Raw genomic sequence first — 17,116 nt, forward strand, 5'->3', positions numbered from 1 at the left:
CCATCCCTATCCCGACAGCTCGAAGTTTCCGTTGGACCCGTACACCGCGAGCGACACCAGCAGCGTCACCGACACCACCGCGATGAGCGAGGTCCGGACCGCGTTACCCACCGCGGTGCCCACTCCGGAGGGCCCGCCCGCGGCGAAGAACCCGAAGTAGGTGTGGATGAGCAGGATGGTGATCGCCATCAGGATCGCCTGCAGGAACGACCAGAGCAGATCCACCGGATTCAGGAAAGTGGCGAAATAGTGGTCGTAGAGACCGGAGGACTGTCCCAGGATCACCACCGTGGTGAAGCGGCTCGCCAGGAACGAGGCGATCACGGCGATCGCGTACAGCGGCGTGATGGCGATCATCCCGGCCATGATCCGCGTTCCGACCAGGTATGAGATCGGCTCGATCGCAATGGATTCGAGTGCGTCGATCTCCTCGTTGATCCGCATGGCGCCCAATTGCGCGGTGACACCCGCGCCGAAGGTCGCCGCCAGGCCGATCCCGGCCACGACGGGCGCGGAGATCCGGACATTGATGAACGCGGAGAGGAACCCGGTGAGCGCCTCGATACCGATATCGCCCAGCGAGCTGTAGCCCTGCACGGCGAGCGTGCCGCCGGTGGCCAGGGTCAGGAAGCTGACGATCACCACCGTGCCGCCGAACGCGGCCAGCGTTCCCGCGCCCATGCTGATCTCCGCGATCAGCCGGATCGTCTCCCGCTTGTACCGCCAGGCCGAGATCGGCGCGTAGGCAAGGGCTTTCACATAGAAAATGGCATGGTCCCCGACCCTGCCCAGCGCATCCACCGGTTTGCGCAACCGGCGTAGCAGCAGCGGATAGCGTGAGTTCAGCACCTCGGAGGCTGTCATCGGATTCCTCCCCTCATCCGGTGGTCAACTGGATACCGATGGCCGTGACCATCACATTGATGACGAACAGCGACATGAACGCGTAGACAACGGTTTCGTTGACGGCGTTGCCCACGGCCTTGGCCCCGCCGGTGACGATGAGCCCGCGGTAGCAGGCGACGATGCCGGCCACCAGGCCGAACAGCAGCGCCTTCACCGACGAGATGACCACCTCGTTGAGTCCGGTGAGCAGGGTTATCCCGGCGACGAACGCACCCGGATTGACATCCTGGACGTAGACGGAGAACACATAGCCGCCGAGCACCCCGATGATGCAGACCAGGTTGTTCAGCAGCAGCGCGACGAGACCGGAGGCCAGCATGCGCGGCGTGACCAGCCGCTGCACGGGGTCGATCCCGAGCACCTCCATGGCCGCGATCTCTTCCCGGATGGTGCGCGAGCCCAGATCCGCGCACATGGCGGTGGCGCCGGATCCGGCGACGATCAGCACCGTCACCATCGGGCCCACCTGGGTCACCGCGCCGAACGCGGCGCCCGCGCCGGAGAGATCGGCGGCGCCCAGCTCGCGCAGCAGGATGTTCAGCGTGAAGCTGACCAGTACGGTGAACGGAATCGCCACCAGCAGCGTGGGAACCAGCGAAACCCGCACGATGAACCACGCCTGTTCGAAGAACTCGCGGGTCTGAAAAGGCCGGCGGAACGCGAATTTCACGGCGTCGGCGGTCATGGAGAACAATCCGCCGATCGTCTCGAGCGGGCCCGCGAAGCGGTCTTTGACCTGTATCCAGTACGGGGTGCGGGTGGTCATCCGAACCTCATCACATCGGATGCGGCTGCCGCATCGATCGGGCGGTCCCCCGGCAGGCGGGAAATCCGCCCGGGCAACCAAGAAGTCGGCATCGGAGTGCTCCTGTCGGACGATCGACGTCTCGGTGGGGCGGTCCGGGCGGCACGATCCCACCGAGACGGGGGCGGCCCGGGTGGGCCGCGGTGTGACGAGCGGTACCGGCTACGGCTGCGGAGGTGAGTCCGGAGGCTGTGCCGTCCCAGCCGGTGTGCTGTCACTATCTCGGTACGGAAATGTCATTCTCGATTTCCAATAGGATGGCATCCGCTTGAGGAGAACACAATACTTGCGGGCAAGTTTTCAGGAACCCCCAGGCAGGACGGCCACACCACGGCAACAACCCGCGAGAAAACGCCACGACCAGGCAATGTACACCCCACGACCGGTCGCGTGAACGAAAAAGAGGCACCCGGGGCAATCCGGATGAATTGTGAAATTTGGCGTTTCAAATTTGCCCGACACCGGACCCCGGGAAATGAATTCGCATAAATGCGTATGAACCACCGCGCGCCGGTTACGGGCAATTCCGCGCGAACTCTCGCGGCCCGGAACAATACCGGTGCGCCGGCCCCGCGCGAACCCCGGCCCACCCCACGGGCGACCCCGCGCTCGGCGACCGTCCGGGCCGGCGGCGAGAACCGGGCGCCCGCGCGGCGAGGGCCGGCCGCGCCCCTCGACGGACGACCCTCCCCAACCCCGGAACTACACGGCGGGTACGAGATCCGCGCACACCGGCGCGTACTCGGTGACCCCGCTGCGGAAGATCTCACTCGGCGTCACGGCGGCCGGCGACAGACCGGCGGCGACCATGGCCTGCGCCTTGAACGCGCGCGCGGCATAGCTCAGCCGGTGCAGCACCGGATCCACACCGTGATCCTGACCTGCGGGCCACCCGTCGCCCCAGACCACGACCTCGATACCGCGATCCTCCAAGGCCCGCAGCACACCCTTGCGGGCGCGGCCGTCCCTGCTACAGACGTCGGCGTTCACGGCCAGCGCCTGCGGCAGCCGCCCGGGGACCTCCGTCGCCAGCACCGTATCGAGTTCACGGACCTCGGCGCCGAGGATCTTCAGCGGCCGGATATCGGACGGCTGCGCGAGCAGCACCGTCACGTCCCAGCCGGCCACCGACCGATCGAACAACCAACCACCCGCGAACTGGACCGCGTCGGCCACGGTCGCCGCCACTACATCGAGCCGGTACCTCATCACTTCTCCTTCGCCGCCAAGTCGCGGGCCAGCGACTGGGTGTAACCGTTGAATACGTCGGCCAGCGGGATCGAACGATCGAGCAGCCATGAGATCTCCATTCCGTTCAGGAAGGCGACGATCTCCACCGCGCGGGTGCGCGGGTCGAAATCTGTGCGGTACCGGCCGGTTTCCTGGCCGCTGCGGATCGCCCGGGCGACGAGTTCGACCGCGGTACGCCAGCGGTCGAGCATGCGGTCGTGCAGAGGCGCCTCGGGCATCAGGTTCTCGACCAGAAGAACGACGAAGGTGCCGACCAGCTCCGGGTGGCGCTCCATCCGGGTGACGACCTTGCGGATCTCGACGACGAGATCGCCGCTGATATCCGCGTCTTCCAGATCCTGGGCGTCCCGAGCGTCCAGTACGGCGTGCAGCAGTTGATCCTTCGACGCGAAGTGATGCAACAGCCCCGCGGAGGTGACCCCGGCTTCGCCGGCGATCTGCGCCAGCGTGGTGCCGCGCCAGCCGTTTCGGGTGAGGAGCCGCTGCGCGACGGTGAGGATGCGCTGCCTGCGATCCTCCCCCTTCGCGAGGAGTGAGGCGTATGGACGAGGAGCTGTCATGGTCCGAACCCCGATCTGACAAACCTAGTGAACACACAGTAGGTTGGTTTCGATCCTGTGACAAGGGTTACAGAGAAGTTGCCCGCGTAATGGGCTTTCACAATGTGGCCACCGGGCGAGAACCGGCCCGATTCCGGGTCGCCGAGACCATTTCGGAACTCCCGCGGAACCTCCATGAGAATACCATTCTCACCCCTTCACCCGCAGACCGACCAGGAAAAACCCCGGATCTCGTAGAACGCCGCTCTCCATTTGTGATAATGTCGTTTTCAGCTTGGCGGCGCACCGCCCGCGACCCGGCCGTTCACTCCGGCGCCCCGGCCCGAGGCCGGTCATACCGGATCCGCATAACCCCGTGACGGCAGCGCGGGCGGCGATCACGCCCGCCGACGGCAAATTCGCGAATCACACGATCCATTGGAGGGTCACGATGCCGACTTCGCCCAGCAGTGCTCCGCTGTACCCCCCGCAGGGGTTCGGTCCGCCCAAGGACCGCCGGGGCCGGGCCGAGGGCACCCTCGGGCTTCCCGCCGGCACGGAGGTCTTCTCGGCCGACAACCACATCTCGCTCGCCGACGACATCTTCTTCGAGCGGTTCCCCGAGGAACTGCGGGACAAGGCCCCGCGGGTCTGGTATGAGGACGGCGCCTACCAGATCGGCCGGAAGGGGAAGTCGTTCCTGCCGGGAGATTTCAGCCGGGTCCTGATGCAGTACGACCCGCTGGAGGGGTCCGGCAGCACCAACCTCGAGGCCCGGCTCGCAGATCTGCGCGCCGACGGTATCGACAAGGAACTCGCGTTCCCCAATTCGCTGCTGGCCCTGCTGTTCTATCCGGACAAGGCGATCCGCGAACGCTGCTTCCGCATCTACAACGAGTACATCGCCGAGGTGCAGGAACGCTCGGGCGGCACGATGTACGGAGTCGGATTGATCAACTGGTGGGACCCCGAGGGCGCCCGCCGGACACTGGCCGAACTGAAATCGCTGGGGCTGAAGACCTTCCTGCTGCCGCTGTCGGCCGGTAAGGACGACGACGGCAACGTCATCGATTACGGCAGCACGCCGATGATCGGCGTCTGGGACGCCATCGAGGAATCCGGGGTTCCGGTCTCGCACCATATCGGCGAATCGCCACTGTCGGCGCCGTGCGAAGTGAACAGTGTCGTGGTCGGGATGATGCACAATGTCGCACCGTTCCGGGAGCTGTTCTCCAAGTACGTGTTCAGCGGCATCATCGACCGGCATCCCGGCCTGCAGATCGGCTGGTTCGAAGGCGGTGTCAACTGGGTCGCCTCGGCGCTGCAGGACGCCGAGCACATGCACGCGTCGTACCGGCACATGTACAACCGCCCGCTGGAACACGAGGTGCGTTACTACTGGGAGAACCATATGCGGGCCTCGTTCATGGTCGACCCGCTGGGCCTGGCCGTCATCGACCACATCGGCGTGGACCGGGTGATGTGGTCGTCGGACTACCCGCACAACGAGAGCACCTTCGGCTACTCCGAGAAATCGCTGGAGTCGGTGGTCACCGCGCTCGGCGCCGAGAACGCCGCCCGCGTCGTGAGCGGAAATATCAAGGAATTCCTGGGGGTATAGGCCGCCCACGCCGAGAAGGACCACATCGATGACCGCATTTTCCGCCGCCGCCGCGGCGATCGACATACCCGACCTCCCGGACCGCACCCGGATGCGCCGCGAAACCGGGGCCCGCCTCCGTTCGGCCATGGCCGAACGCGGCGTGGACGCGGCGATCCTGCTACTGAACAACAATGTCGTCTACGCGACCGGCGCCAACTGGCCGCTGGGCGACGCCGGACTCGCCCATGTCGAACGGCCGGTCGCGGTGGTGACCGCCGACGACGAGTGGCCGCATCTGTTCCTGCCGTTCCGGGCCGGAGCCGCCGCCGAATCCGAGCTGCCCGACGACCATCTGCACCCACCGGTCTATCTCGAATTCGACGAGGGTGTGGCCGATTTCGCGCGCACCCTCGCCGAGATCGTGCCGCCGGGGGCCACGGTCGCGGTGGACGAATTCACCGGCGCCATGCTCCGGGCGAAGGACACGCTCTTCCCGGGCGCCACACCCGTGGACGCCGCCACCGTGATCGGCCCCGCCAAACTGATCAAGACTCCGGACGAACTGTCCTGTATCCGCAAGGCCTGCCGGATCACCGAGGAGGCCATCGTCGATGTCCAGGCCTCCCTCGCCCCCGGGGTGCGCCAGATCGATCTGTCCGCCGGATTCGTGGGCCGCGCGTTCGAACTCGGCGCCACCGCGACCATGCTGGACGCGATCTGGCAGGTGATGCCGGAGACCAAGGCGGACGGCGTGTGGACCAGCCACGGCGACCTCGCGCTGCCGTTGCTCACCACCGAGCGGGAGCTGAAGGCCGGTGATGTGCTGTGGACCGATGTCAGCATCACCTACAACGGCTACTGCTCGGATTTCGGCCGGACCTGGATCGTCGGGCAGGATCCGACCCCGCGCCAGCAGGCCCAGTACCGGCAGTGGCGTCATATCCTCGGCGCGGTTCTCGAGCAGATCCGGCCCGGAGCCACCGCCGCGCAGCTCGCCCACGCGGCGACCGAGGCGGCCGGTGGCAGCCGGCCCTGGCTCCCGCATTTCTACATCTCGCACGGGATCGGCGTGAGCGCCGCCGAGATGCCCATGATCGGCACCGATCTCGGCGCCGAATTCGACGACAATTTCGTGCTTCGCCCCGGCATGGTGCTGGTCCTGGAACCCGTGGTCTGGGAGGACGGCACCGGCGGCTATCGCAGTGAGGAGATCGTGGTGGTAACCGACGGAGGTTTCATGCCTCTCACCGACTACACCTATGCCCCCTATGGCGACTGAGATCCTGCCGGACGATCGCACGCTGCGGCTCGGGCGCCGCGAGCGGGTGCTGGCACAGATGCAAGCCCACGACCTCGATGTACTGATCGCCGGACGGCAGGCCAACGCCCGCTATCTGTCCGGAGCCCCGCAGCTGTGGGTGGCCGGGACCCGGCCGTTCGGCCCGGTGGCCCTGCTGGTCCGGGCGACCGGCGCGGTCCACCTGCACAGCACCTGGGACGAGGGGATCCCCGACGACATCCCGCACGAGAACCTCTACGAGACCCTGTGGGACCCCCGCAATCTCATCGCGGTGCTGCGCGATATCGAGGGCGCCGCGACGGCCCGGCGAGTGGGCACCGACGCCCTCTCCCCCGCCTTCGCCCAGTTGCTGCCGACGGCCTTCCCGAATGCCGAGATCGTCGATGGCGAGCTCGCCTTCCGCGCGGCGCGGCGGATCAAGACCGCCGCCGAGATCGAGACCATGCGGGCCGGGTTGCGGGTCGCCGAGAAGGGACTCACCGCGGCGGTGGCGCAGCTCGCCCCCGGGGTAACCGAACAGGCCCTGGCCGGGGTCCTGCTGGAAGCGTGCGCCGCCGAGGGTGTGAGCACACCGGCCACCCAGGACGCGGCCTGGATCACCGCCCGCGACCATCCGTGGCAGCGCGCCACCCCGGACCGGACGGTCCAGGACGGGGATCTGGTCGCCTTCTCGTCCGGAGTTCTCGGCGACGGGTACATCGGCGAGGTCGGCCGCACCTGGCCGGTGGGCCCGGTGACACCCGCCATCGGCAAGCTGTACGGCCGCTGGAACCGGCTGTGGGAGAACCTGTTGCGGGCCTGCCGGCCCGGCGCGCCCGCGGCCGGTCTGCTCGACGCCTATCTCGACACCGGTGAGCCGTTGCCCGCCATGCCGGTGGCCCGCGGCCTGGGTCTGGGATTCGACCCGCCGGTGGTCGCGCCGGCGCTGCGCCGCACCGCCGAGGCCGAACCACTCGAACCCGGGATGGTGCTGGCGGTGACCGGTTATGTCTGGGCCGAGGGCGTCGGCGCGGTCTTCGGGCGCGACGCCGTACTCATCGGTGACGACGGCCCGCAGGTCCTGACCTCGAGTCCGCACTGGGAGCAGCCATGACGACACAGACACCGGCCAACGGTTCCTCAGCCGGCGACGAGCAGCCCGCCGCGCCGAGCGCCGAGGAGATCATCCGGTACGCGAAGGATCCCGCGACCCGCATCGCGACCATCACCTTCGACCGGCCCGATCAACTCAACGCCCCGACCATGGCCGCGCGCCTGCGCTACGGCGATCTGATCCACCGCGCCAGTATCGACGACGACGTCAAGGTGCTGGTCATCCGTGGTGCCGGCGACGATTTCGGATCCGGCGCCGATCTGGGCGAGTTCATGGCCGTACAGAACGACCCCGACCAGGGCCCGCGACTCAGCGAGTACAAGATCGGCCCGGACGAGGTCCGGTACCCGCCCAAGGAATCGTTCCGCCACGGCGCCTCCATCAGCCAGTGGTACGCCAACGCGCAGGCGGGCTGCCGCAGTCTGCAGGAGTTCAAGAAGATCAGCATCGTCGAGGTGAAGGGCTACTGCTACGGCTGGCACTTCTACCAGGCCGCCGATGCCGATCTGGTGATCTCCTCCGACGACGCGCTGTTCGGCCACCCCTCGTTCCGCTATTACGGCTGGGGGCCGCGGATGTGGACCTGGGCGCAGACCATGGGCCTGCGCAAATTCCAGGAGATGGTGTTCACCGGCCGGGCGTTCTCGGCAGCCGAGATGGCGGATTGCAATTTCCTCAACAGCGTCGTGCCCCGGGCGGACCTGGAGGCCGAGACCGATAAGTACGCCCTGGCCTGCGCCCGGAACCGCCCCACGGACACCGTGTTCATGCAGAAGGTGTTCTTCGAGATCATGAAACAGCAGCAGGGCGAGTACATGGGCAGCCTGCTCAGCGGTTTCTTCGAATCGATGGGCGGCCATATCCACGCCGACGACAACGATCTGATGCTGGACAACGCCTTCGACGGCGGGCTCAACAACTCGGTCAAGGACAACGACAGCCGGTTCCCGCCCGAGTTCCGGCTCAGCAAATCCGGCCGGCGGAAACCGGAGTAGCCGGCGGCACCGTCGCGGTGCGTACGACCGGGCCCTCGGCGGGACGCTGCGGCGTCCCGCCGATCCCCTGTCCGGGTGACCGGACACCGCCGGGCGGGACCCCCGGCCGGTTCTCGCAGAGGAATCGAGAGTGTTATGAGAGCGAATCGGGCCACCGGCCGTGACGATTCCCCGACGAACGCGCCGTTGACCGGCTACACCCTGGTCGATCTGTCGAGCGGGGTCGCGGGCGCGTATTGCACGAAACTCCTGGCCGATGCCGGCGCGACGGTGATCGCCGCCGAATCGCCGCACGGTAATCCGCTACGCACGCGGTCCGCGTCCGGCGCCCTGCCGGAACCCGGTACCGATGGCGCGCTGTTCCAGTTCCTGGCCGCCGGGAAGCACAGCGTCGCCGTCGATATCGGTGCCGAAGGTGACCGGGAGCTGCTCGAGCACGTGCTGGCCGACGCGGACGCGGTGGTCTGGTCACCCGGAGCGGCGCCGGCCGGCGATCCGCGCTACGCCCCGGCGGCGATCCGCGAACGTCATCCGCATCTCGTGGTCACGACGATCACCTCGTTCGGCCTGGACGGCCCGTGGGCCGGACGGGCGGCCACCGAGTTCACGCTGCAGGCATGGTCCGGCGGAATCGTCGGCCTGGGCCGCGGCGCGCCGGAGCGCGCGCCGGTGCATATCGGCGGTGACGTCGGGGAATGGTTCGCCGGCGCGCACGCGGCCGCTGCCGTCCTCACCGCCCGGCAGCGGGCATTGCGCACGGGTACCGGTGAACTGGTCGATCTGTCCATGCTGGAAACCCAGATCCTCGGCCTGTCGTACTATCCGGTCTCGTTCTACGACACCGTGAACCGGCCGTTCCGGACCCAGCGCCGGTTGAGCCGGCCGGGCGTCGCCACGGCCGCCGACGGGCTCATCGCGGTCGGCTGCGGTACCGCCCAGCAGTGGTTCGACCTGTGCGTCATGGTCGGGCATCCGGAGTGGATCGACGAGGATCCGACGCCGGCCATCACCGAGCGCACCAACGAGAAGGCCGGCGAGATCGCCGCCTGGTTCGCCGCCCACAAGGTCGACGAGATCCGGGAACTGGCCACGGCTTTCCGCATACCCAACAGTCCGGTGGCCGGCGGCGCCACCGTCACCGAGCTCGATCAGCACCGGGCCCGTGATTTCTTCACGGTCAACCCGCGCGACGGTTTCGTCCAGCCCGGTCCGCCGTTCCGGACCACACCGCCGGTACTGCGCGCTCCCGAACCCGCCCCGCGTCTGGGCGAACACACCGAGGACTATCGGGCCGCGGCGCCGGGCGGCCGTGACGCCGTGGCCCGGCCACTCGATCCGGCGCCGGCCGGGGCGACGACCGCGCTACCGTTCGAGGGGCTGCGTGTCCTGGATATGACCACCTTCTGGGCCGGCCCGTCCTGCACCCATTTCCTGGCACTGCAGGGCGCCGAGGTGATCCATGTGGAATCCGCGCAGCGTCCCGACGGGACCCGGCTCATCGCGGGGGTACCGGCCGACGAACCGCAGTGGTGGGAGAAGTCGGGGATCTTCTCCGGTCTCAACACCAACAAGCGCGGGATCACCGTCGACTTCCGTACCGAAGCGGGCCGGGAAATCCTGCGGGCACTGGTGAAATCCTGCGATGTGATCGTGGAGAACTACACACCGCGGGTGATCGAGCAGATCGGCCTCGACTACGACTCCGTACGCGCACTGCGCCCCGACGCGATCATGGTGCGGATGCCGGGATTCGGCCTCGACGGCCCCTGGCGGGACAATCCGGCCTTCGCGTATGTGATCGAGGACGCGTCCGGGCTCACCTGGCGCACCGGATATCCCGACCAGAATCCGGTCGAGCCCTACAGCCTGGGCGATCCCAATGCCGGGGTGCACGCCCTGGTCGCACTGCTGCTCGCGCTGGAGCACCGGCGGCGCACCGGCGAGGGCATGCTCGTGGAGGCCGCCATGGTCGACGCGGCGCTGAACATCACCGCCGAACAGGTCATCGAGTACTCCGCCTACGGCAACCAGCTCGAACGGGACGGCAACCGGGGCCCGCACGCCGCCCCGCAGAACCTCTACCGCGCGGCCGGTGTCGACGAGTTCGGCCGGCCCGACAACTGGATCGCGCTCGCGGTCGGCACCGACGAACAGTGGCAGGCACTCACCGAAGTCCTCGGCCGTCCGGCCTGGGCGGCCGACCCCGGCCTCCGGGAGGCGGCCGGGCGGCGCGACCGCCACGACGAGATCGACGATCACCTCGCCGTGTGGTGCGCCGGCCGCCCGGCCGCCGAGATCGTCGACCTGCTGTGGGCGGCGGGCATTCCGGTGGCCGAGGTCCGGCAACCGCACCGGCAGACCGAGATCCCCCAGCTGGCGCACCGCGGTTTCTTCGAACCCGTCGACCACCCGGTCAATCCGACCGCGCGGCACAGCACGGTCGCGGCCCGGTATTCGGCGGGACCGCGGCGGTATCACCGGACCCATGCCCCGCTGCTGGGCCAGGACAATGCCGCGGTGCTGACCGAGCTCGGGTACAGCGCCGGTGAGATCGCGGCGTGGGAAAGGGACGGGGTGATCGGCGGAACGCCGGGCTGAGCCCACCCGAAGTTGACAACATACTGTCAATCATGACAGGATGTTGTCATGACATCGAAGACCGTCCATATCGCCGTGTTCGACACTCTCGCGGACTGGGAGGTCGGTGCCGCGACCGCCCATATCAACAACGGCAACTGGCACCGGGAACCCGGGAAGTTCCGCACCCGCACCGTCGGCCCGGGCACCGCCGCGGTCACCACGATGGGCGGTATGCGGATCCTGCCCGACCTCGCCCTCGCCGATCTGTCGCCCGCGGACAGCGCCATGCTCATCCTGCCCGGCGCCGAGGGCTGGGACTCCGGCGAACTGGACGCCTTCGCCGAGAAGGCACGGGAGTTCATCGCCGCGGGCGTTCCCGTCGCCGCCATCTGCGGCGCGACCTTCGGCCTGGCGCGGGCGGGACTGCTCGACGACCGCGCGCATACCAGCAATATCGCCGAATACCTTGCCGCCAGCGGCTATTCGGGTGGCGCACGGTACGTCGAGGAACCCGCCGTCACCGATCGGGCCGTGATCACCGCCAACTCGACGGCGCCGTTCGAATTCGCCCGCGAAGTCTTCGCGGCCCTGGACCTGTACGAACCGCAGGTGCTCGACGGCTGGTACCGGCTCTTCGCGCACGGCGACCCCGCCGGCTACGCGGCGCTGGCGGAATACGAGGCCCGGCAGGCCGCGGTCTGAACCCGGACCGCCCCGTGGAGAATCCCGAACAGCAACTGTTCAGCAGTGCCGCCGTCACCTCGTTCCGGCTCAACGGCCAGTTCCTCGCGCTCGCCGAGGAACTGGCCGTACCGGCCGGGCTCACCGCCGCCTGGTGGCAGGTCCTGGGCGCGATCCTGCCCGCGCCCCTGCCGGTGGCCGGAATCGCCCGGGATATGGGCGTCACGCGGCAGAGTGTGCAGCGCATCGCGGATCTGCTGGTGGAACGCGGACTCGCCGAATACCGGCCCAATCCGGCGCACCGCCGCGCCAAACTGGTGGCCGTCACCGATGCCGGGCATGCCGCGGTCGCGCGGATCGGACCGCGGCACGCGGAATTCGCGGCCCGGCTCACCGCGGAGGTCGGGCGTCAGCGGCTCACCGAGATCGTCGGCGCGCTGACCGAACTGTCCGCCGCCCTCGGCACCCTCGAGTCCGAGTGACGCTCACATACCGGCGATCCGGCGCACGATCGACAGCGGCAGCACCTTCATCGCCACGCTGAACGGCACCCACGGCCACGCCGGGCAGTACGCCTTGAAGCGCCGCTTCTCGATCGCCGACACCATGGACCGCACCCCGGTCCGGGTATCGACGAGGAACGTCGGCGGATGCGCGGCCTTATCGTTCATCTCCGAGGCGATATACCCCGGGAAGATGATCGAGACGTCCACACCGGGCACGTTCTCGGCGGCGATACCTTCGGCCATGGCGGCGACGGCGGCCTTACTGGCGCCGTAGGCGGTCATGGTCTTGGGCATACCGCGCAGCGCGGAGATGGAGGAGATCACCACGAGATGCCCGCCGCCCTGGGCGCGGAAGATCTTCATGGCCGCTTCCGTCTGGGCCATCGCACCCAGGAAGTTGGTGGTCGCGGTCTGCCGGTTGGGCCGGTCGCCGCCCTTGCCGAACGGCACGCCCTTGCCCAGCCCGGCATTGACGATCACCCGGTCGAGCCCGCCCAGTTCGGCCGCGAACTCGTCGAACACCCGCGGTACGGCGTCGAAATCCGTGACATCCAGCGCGGCGGTGCGCACCCGCACCCCGGGATACGCGGCGGCGATCTCCCGCGTGAGCTCTTCGAGCCGTTCGGTACGCCGCGCGCACAGGGCCAGGTCGTAACCGAGCGCCGCGAACTGCCGGGCCATCTCCGCGCCGAGCCCCGAACTCGCGCCGGTGATGAGAATCGAACCAGTACCCACTGTGGTGCATCTCCTGTGGTCGGCCGGTACCGATCCCGGTACGGCGTTGATCGGCGGGCCTGCCGAGCCTATCGGGCGGCCGGATGATCGCCGGCCGTCGTCACGGGTCAGGCCCGGCCGAAGGTGAGGGCCACGTTGTGGCCGCCGAATCCGAAGGAGTTGTTGACCGCGTAGTCGATCCGGCCGTGACGGGGTGCGCCGGCGACGATATCCAGGTCGACCGCCGGGTCCTGATTGTCCAGATTCAGTGTCGCGGGTATGATCTCGTCGCGGATGCTGAGCACGGTGAGCGCCGATTCGAGGGCGCCCGCGGCGCCGATCGCATGACCGAGCGCCGATTTCGGCGCGTACACCGCGGGATGGGTACCCACCGCCGAATCGATGGCGGCGGCCTCGGCGAGATCGCCGATCGGTGTCGCGGTGGCGTGCGCGTTGACGTGGGTGATATCGGCTCCGGTGAGCCCCGCGGTCCGGATCGCCCGGGTGATGGCGCGGGCCGCGCCGGTACCCTCCGGATCGGGTGCCACGAGATGGTAACCGTCGGAAGTGATTCCGGCGCCGAGCAGTCGCGCCAGAACGGTGGCGCCGCGGGCCCGGGCATGCGCCTCGGTCTCGAGGATCAGCAGGGCCCCGGCCTCACCGAAGACGAACCCGTCGCGGTCGGCGTCGAACGGCCGGGAGGCGGCCTTCGGTTCGTCGTTGCGGGTGCTCATGGCGCGCATCATGGTGAAGGCCGCGATCGGCACCGGGTCGATATACCCTTCGACACCCCCGGCCACGACGATATCGGCGTCACCCATCGCGATCATCTGCCATGCCCGCGCGATCGCCTCCGAACCGGACGAACACGCCGAGACGGGCGTGACCACTCCGGCCCGGGCACCGAGTTCCAGCCCGACCACCGCCGCCGGGCCGTTGGGCATCATCATCTGCACGGCCAGCGGCGATACCCGCCGATAACCGTCGGTCTCCAGCCGGTCCCGGGCCTCCACGACCGCGTCGCCGCCGCCCTGGCCCGTCCCGATCGCGACCGCGAGCCGGTCCCTGTCGACCTCCGGGCGCCCCGCGTTCGCCCAGACGGCCCGGCCCAGCACGGTGGCCAGCCGCTCCACATACGCCAGCCGACGCATTTCCACCCGGCCCAGCAGTGTTTCGGGTTCGACCTTCAGCCGCCCGCCGATCCGCACCGGTAGATCGTGCTCCCGGACCCACGGCTGCTCGAGCCGGTCGATACCGGACTCACCGGCCAGCAGGCCGGCCCAGGTTCCCTCGATATCACCGGCGATCGAGGTCGTGGCCGCGAGCGCGGTGACGACGATCTCCGGGAATCTGCCGTCGACCGCGAACGGATTCCGAACCTGCACCATGCGCCTCCCTGCGCTCACCGTGCGAAACTTCGACCATGGGGGACAAGCGAGTAGAGCGGTACGACCATCGGGCATCTCGGGTGCGGCCACTCTCGATCCGGCGACGCCCGGTAACCGGGTCCGGATCGCGGCCCGGGCACACCGTACCGGTACCTCGCCCGATCCGATCCGCCGATGGTACCGGCGGCAGCCACGGCGCCGGGAGCGGCACGGATTCCGGCTCCCCACCCTCGCGTCCGGACGGGACGGGGCCCGGCCGGCGTCAGCGGGCGGCGCGGATCGGTGCCGTCGCCGGGGACACGAACGGCGTGAGAGCATCCCGGACCTGCGGATGGGACAGTCTGCTGTGCCGACGTCCCGGTAGCCCGTCCTCCGGCGCGCCGGCCGCCGCGGCACACGGATCGCGCTCGGTGACGGCCGTTTCCTCGGCGAACCGCTCACCGGTGAGATCGACGGCGGCCAGCCGGTGCCCGGTCCGCGCCTCGACGACGGTGAGCCGGTAGACGACCGCGAACAGATTCAGCGTGCGGCCCACCGGCCGGCCCGGTTCGGGCGAGTACTGGCAGGTACGGACCAGCGACCCGAGGCGGACCTCGGATACGCAGGCGACGAGTTGTACCGACCGGGCGTCGACGGGATGCCATACGGTCGACGGCCCGAAGCCGGTGTCCTCGGACAGGTCTCCGGCGAGGTACACCGGGCTGGGGCCCGGCGCCGAATAGGGCGCGGCCGCCTCGATCCCGCCCCCGTCCTCGCAGAGCGCGCCGTATTCGGCGACGTCGAACCGGGCGAAACCGGTGGCCGCGAAAACGGTCGCGGCCACCGCCGCCAGCGCCACTCCCGCCACCGCGGCCGCGAGCACCGACCGCGCGCCGCGACCGCGCACCCGCTGCCCCGGCCTGCGCGGGCCGGGCGCCGGGCGCACGCCCGCGCCGGTATCCCGCCGGTTCGGCTCCGGCCGTCGCACCGGACCCGGCAGTCCCCGCCGGACCCGCGCCGGAATCGCGACCGCACGTCGTGCCCGGCGGCCCACCTGCCGGGCGGAGGCGGCGACCGCCGCGGCACGGGGCACGCGCTCTCGCGGCGGCAACGGCTCGCTCCCGGCGGGCGGCGGGTCGGCGGGCGTTTCGAGCCGGGCTCCGAAACTTTCTTCTCGTGCGGGCTTTTCCCGGTGGACCCGGGTCGACGCGCCGGACCGGTCGGCCGGCCGCTGCCCGATATCTCCCGATTCGAGCCCGGGCGTTCCGTCCGGCTCGGCGCGGAGACGTGTCCCGGGCCGCTCACCCGCCGCCGGCTCATCCGATACCGGCCCACGGGTCGCGGCTGCACCATCGGTCGCCGGTTCATCCGCACCCGCCGGCCGCCCGCCGGTGGGCTCTTCGTCGGCCGGCGCCCCCCGGCTCCCCGACCGTGTGACACCCATCGACGGCAACCCGCGCACCACCCGCGGCGTAACTCGCGGGCGCCCACCGGAGGAGCGCGGCCGGTCGCCGCCCGCCACCGGCGCCTCGGGCCCTCGTGACGTCCCGGGGTCCGAGTCCGCGGAAATCGACAGGGATTCGGCCGCCGTTTCCGCGCGGGGACGTTCAGCGGGCCTCGCGGGAACATAGGACTCGGCCGCCGGTTCCGCGAGTTGGCGATCGGCGGGCCCCGACGGAACGCCGGACTCGGCCGGCGCCGAGGGATCCGTAGCCCGGCGTCGCGGGTTTCGGCCGGACTTCCCGAAACGCCCGAACCCCGACCAATCCCCGGTAGCGGGTTGCGCGGGAAGCCGCGCGGGCGCGGAGAACGGGTCCGCCGGGAACCCCTCGGCGGCGAGTTCGTCCGGCTCCGGAGTGGACCGCGAGACATCCAGCGTCTCGAACGCCCGCGCGATATCGGCCGCGCGCCAGCGGACCCCGGCGGCGGCCGGACGCCCGAAGTATTCGCCGAGGCCGCCCGATTGCCCGATCCGGACGAGAATCATCTCCTCGCCCGGATCCGCCGGCGGCGGGCTCCAGCCGATGCGGGAACCGGTCTTGGGGATCAGCACCACGAGGATGTCGATATGTTCGGACAGCCCGTTCCGGCGCAGCAGCCCGGCCAGTTCGGACCGTTGCCTGCGGGCCCGCAGCAGCGGATTCGCCGTCGCCGCACCGGTTCGCACATCCGCGTCCCGATCGTCGACCTGCCACCGGCCGCCGGGCGGAGTGTGGAGCGTTCCGTGCTGTACCGACCCGAAATCGGCCAGCACGACGAGGGTGCACGACTGCGGCGTCCAGACCAGCAGATCGGCCGTCGTCCCGGCACGGCGGCGGGGCCGGGGTAGCGGACATCCGAGCAGGGCGAGACCGCCGATTCGCTCGGGCCCCGGCCCCCAGTCCCGGATCAGACGGAGTACGAAACGCTGCACACTGGACAATTCGGTGCTCTGCACGCGTATGATCACGGCAACCCCTACATCGGTGACCACGAAACCCGCGCACACCACAGGGGCGCCAGGGACCGTATTTCCCTGGCGCACACTGTGTTTGGATGCGCCGTCGTCCATGGTAGCAACCCGCGGCACGGCGCACGAGAGCCTGCGCCCGCATAGCGGCGTACGCATTTGTGCAAATCAGCGCCCGCCACCGAGTCCCGCGCGCCCGTCCGGCGCCACCACCGGGCGTCTTTCCGGACACGCCCGGCATCTGTCGAAGATCGCCCGCGCCGACCGTCCCGCGCGGTACGTTTGATGCGCCAGAAGTCCGTTCTGGTAGTGCGGCCGGTCATCGGT

The 17,116-nt window shown here is 69.4% G+C and carries 14 protein-coding genes; 7 read left to right on the forward strand and 7 right to left on the reverse strand.

Annotation, left to right across the window (positions count from 1 at the left end):
• Window positions 1-6 precede the first annotated feature (6 nt).
• The 4 genes from ACZ6SF_RS24580 to ACZ6SF_RS24595 all read right to left on the reverse strand — a co-directional run bounded on the left by ACZ6SF_RS24580 (window position 7) and on the right by ACZ6SF_RS24595 (window position 3,522).
• Window positions 7-864, reverse strand: coding sequence for an MlaE family ABC transporter permease (locus ACZ6SF_RS24580; protein ID WP_466064832.1), 858 nt, complete (start codon window positions 862-864; stop codon window positions 7-9).
• 13 nt (window positions 865-877) lie between these two features.
• Complete coding sequence (locus ACZ6SF_RS24585) at window positions 878-1,672, reverse strand: MlaE family ABC transporter permease (protein WP_466064834.1); 795 nt, start codon at window positions 1,670-1,672, stop codon at window positions 878-880.
• Window positions 1,673-2,413: 741 nt separating this feature from the next.
• On the reverse strand, window positions 2,414-2,920 hold the full coding sequence (locus ACZ6SF_RS24590) for a hypothetical protein (RefSeq protein ID WP_466064836.1): 507 nt from the start codon (window positions 2,918-2,920) through the stop codon (window positions 2,414-2,416).
• Window positions 2,920-3,522 carry a TetR/AcrR family transcriptional regulator gene (locus ACZ6SF_RS24595; protein ID WP_466064838.1) on the reverse strand — a complete coding sequence of 201 codons (603 nt, stop codon included), beginning with the start codon at window positions 3,520-3,522 and terminating at the stop codon, window positions 2,920-2,922. Before ACZ6SF_RS24595 ends, ACZ6SF_RS24590 begins: the two co-directional genes overlap by 1 nt.
• Before the next feature lie 430 nt (window positions 3,523-3,952).
• Between ACZ6SF_RS24595 and ACZ6SF_RS24600 the strand changes: the two genes are divergently transcribed.
• The 7 genes from ACZ6SF_RS24600 to ACZ6SF_RS24630 all read left to right on the forward strand — a co-directional run bounded on the left by ACZ6SF_RS24600 (window position 3,953) and on the right by ACZ6SF_RS24630 (window position 12,235).
• Window positions 3,953-5,122 (forward strand): amidohydrolase family protein, encoded by a 1,170-nt coding sequence (locus ACZ6SF_RS24600; RefSeq protein WP_466064840.1) that lies wholly within the window; start codon window positions 3,953-3,955, stop codon window positions 5,120-5,122.
• Between the two features lie 28 nt (window positions 5,123-5,150).
• On the forward strand, window positions 5,151-6,383 hold the full coding sequence (locus ACZ6SF_RS24605; protein ID WP_466064842.1) for a M24 family metallopeptidase: 1,233 nt from the start codon (window positions 5,151-5,153) through the stop codon (window positions 6,381-6,383).
• The gene (locus ACZ6SF_RS24610; RefSeq protein WP_466064844.1) at window positions 6,373-7,497 is read left to right on the forward strand and encodes a M24 family metallopeptidase; all 1,125 of its coding nucleotides are present in this window, start codon (window positions 6,373-6,375) and stop codon (window positions 7,495-7,497) included. The genes ACZ6SF_RS24605 and ACZ6SF_RS24610 overlap by 11 nt, the downstream gene beginning before the upstream one ends.
• Window positions 7,494-8,492: an enoyl-CoA hydratase/isomerase family protein gene (locus ACZ6SF_RS24615; protein WP_466064846.1), complete on the forward strand. Its 999-nt coding sequence runs from the start codon at window positions 7,494-7,496 to the stop codon at window positions 8,490-8,492. The genes ACZ6SF_RS24610 and ACZ6SF_RS24615 overlap by 4 nt, the downstream gene beginning before the upstream one ends.
• A gap of 135 nt (window positions 8,493-8,627) precedes the next feature.
• The gene (locus tag ACZ6SF_RS24620) at window positions 8,628-11,090 is read left to right on the forward strand and encodes a CaiB/BaiF CoA-transferase family protein (protein WP_466064847.1); all 2,463 of its coding nucleotides are present in this window, start codon (window positions 8,628-8,630) and stop codon (window positions 11,088-11,090) included.
• Window positions 11,091-11,138: 48 nt separating this feature from the next.
• Complete coding sequence (locus ACZ6SF_RS24625) at window positions 11,139-11,774, forward strand: type 1 glutamine amidotransferase family protein (protein WP_466064849.1); 636 nt, start codon at window positions 11,139-11,141, stop codon at window positions 11,772-11,774.
• A gap of 14 nt (window positions 11,775-11,788) precedes the next feature.
• The gene (locus tag ACZ6SF_RS24630) at window positions 11,789-12,235 is read left to right on the forward strand and encodes a MarR family winged helix-turn-helix transcriptional regulator (protein WP_466064851.1); all 447 of its coding nucleotides are present in this window, start codon (window positions 11,789-11,791) and stop codon (window positions 12,233-12,235) included.
• Window positions 12,236-12,238: 3 nt separating this feature from the next.
• Here ACZ6SF_RS24630 and ACZ6SF_RS24635 read toward each other — a convergent pair whose 3' ends face one another.
• The 3 genes from ACZ6SF_RS24635 to ACZ6SF_RS24645 all read right to left on the reverse strand — a co-directional run bounded on the left by ACZ6SF_RS24635 (window position 12,239) and on the right by ACZ6SF_RS24645 (window position 16,789).
• The gene (locus ACZ6SF_RS24635) at window positions 12,239-12,994 is read right to left on the reverse strand and encodes an SDR family oxidoreductase (RefSeq protein ID WP_466064853.1); all 756 of its coding nucleotides are present in this window, start codon (window positions 12,992-12,994) and stop codon (window positions 12,239-12,241) included.
• Window positions 12,995-13,101: 107 nt separating this feature from the next.
• Entirely contained in the window at window positions 13,102-14,361 is a 1,260-nt protein-coding gene (locus ACZ6SF_RS24640; protein ID WP_466064854.1) for a KasA/KasB family beta-ketoacyl-ACP synthase, read from the reverse strand.
• 262 nt (window positions 14,362-14,623) lie between these two features.
• On the reverse strand, window positions 14,624-16,789 hold the full coding sequence (locus tag ACZ6SF_RS24645; RefSeq protein WP_466064856.1) for a hypothetical protein: 2,166 nt from the start codon (window positions 16,787-16,789) through the stop codon (window positions 14,624-14,626).
• Window positions 16,790-17,116 lie beyond the last annotated feature (327 nt).

Source organism: Nocardia sp. NPDC049935, from assembly GCF_055586645.1.

Coding starts and splice junctions, on each gene's coding strand:
- ACZ6SF_RS24600 (WP_466064840.1), top strand. CDS start 3,953: ATGCCGACTTCGCCCAGCAGTGCTCCGCTGTACCCCCCGCAGGGGTTC.
- ACZ6SF_RS24595 (WP_466064838.1), bottom strand. CDS start 3,522: ATGACAGCTCCTCGTCCATACGCCTCACTCCTCGCGAAGGGGGAGGAT.
- ACZ6SF_RS24580 (WP_466064832.1), bottom strand. CDS start 864: ATGACAGCCTCCGAGGTGCTGAACTCACGCTATCCGCTGCTGCTACGC.
- ACZ6SF_RS24640 (WP_466064854.1), bottom strand. CDS start 14,361: ATGGTGCAGGTTCGGAATCCGTTCGCGGTCGACGGCAGATTCCCGGAG.
- ACZ6SF_RS24590 (WP_466064836.1), bottom strand. CDS start 2,920: ATGAGGTACCGGCTCGATGTAGTGGCGGCGACCGTGGCCGACGCGGTC.
- ACZ6SF_RS24615 (WP_466064846.1), top strand. CDS start 7,494: ATGACGACACAGACACCGGCCAACGGTTCCTCAGCCGGCGACGAGCAG.
- ACZ6SF_RS24625 (WP_466064849.1), top strand. CDS start 11,139: ATGACATCGAAGACCGTCCATATCGCCGTGTTCGACACTCTCGCGGAC.
- ACZ6SF_RS24585 (WP_466064834.1), bottom strand. CDS start 1,672: ATGACCACCCGCACCCCGTACTGGATACAGGTCAAAGACCGCTTCGCG.
- ACZ6SF_RS24620 (WP_466064847.1), top strand. CDS start 8,628: ATGAGAGCGAATCGGGCCACCGGCCGTGACGATTCCCCGACGAACGCG.
- ACZ6SF_RS24610 (WP_466064844.1), top strand. CDS start 6,373: ATGGCGACTGAGATCCTGCCGGACGATCGCACGCTGCGGCTCGGGCGC.
- ACZ6SF_RS24605 (WP_466064842.1), top strand. CDS start 5,151: ATGACCGCATTTTCCGCCGCCGCCGCGGCGATCGACATACCCGACCTC.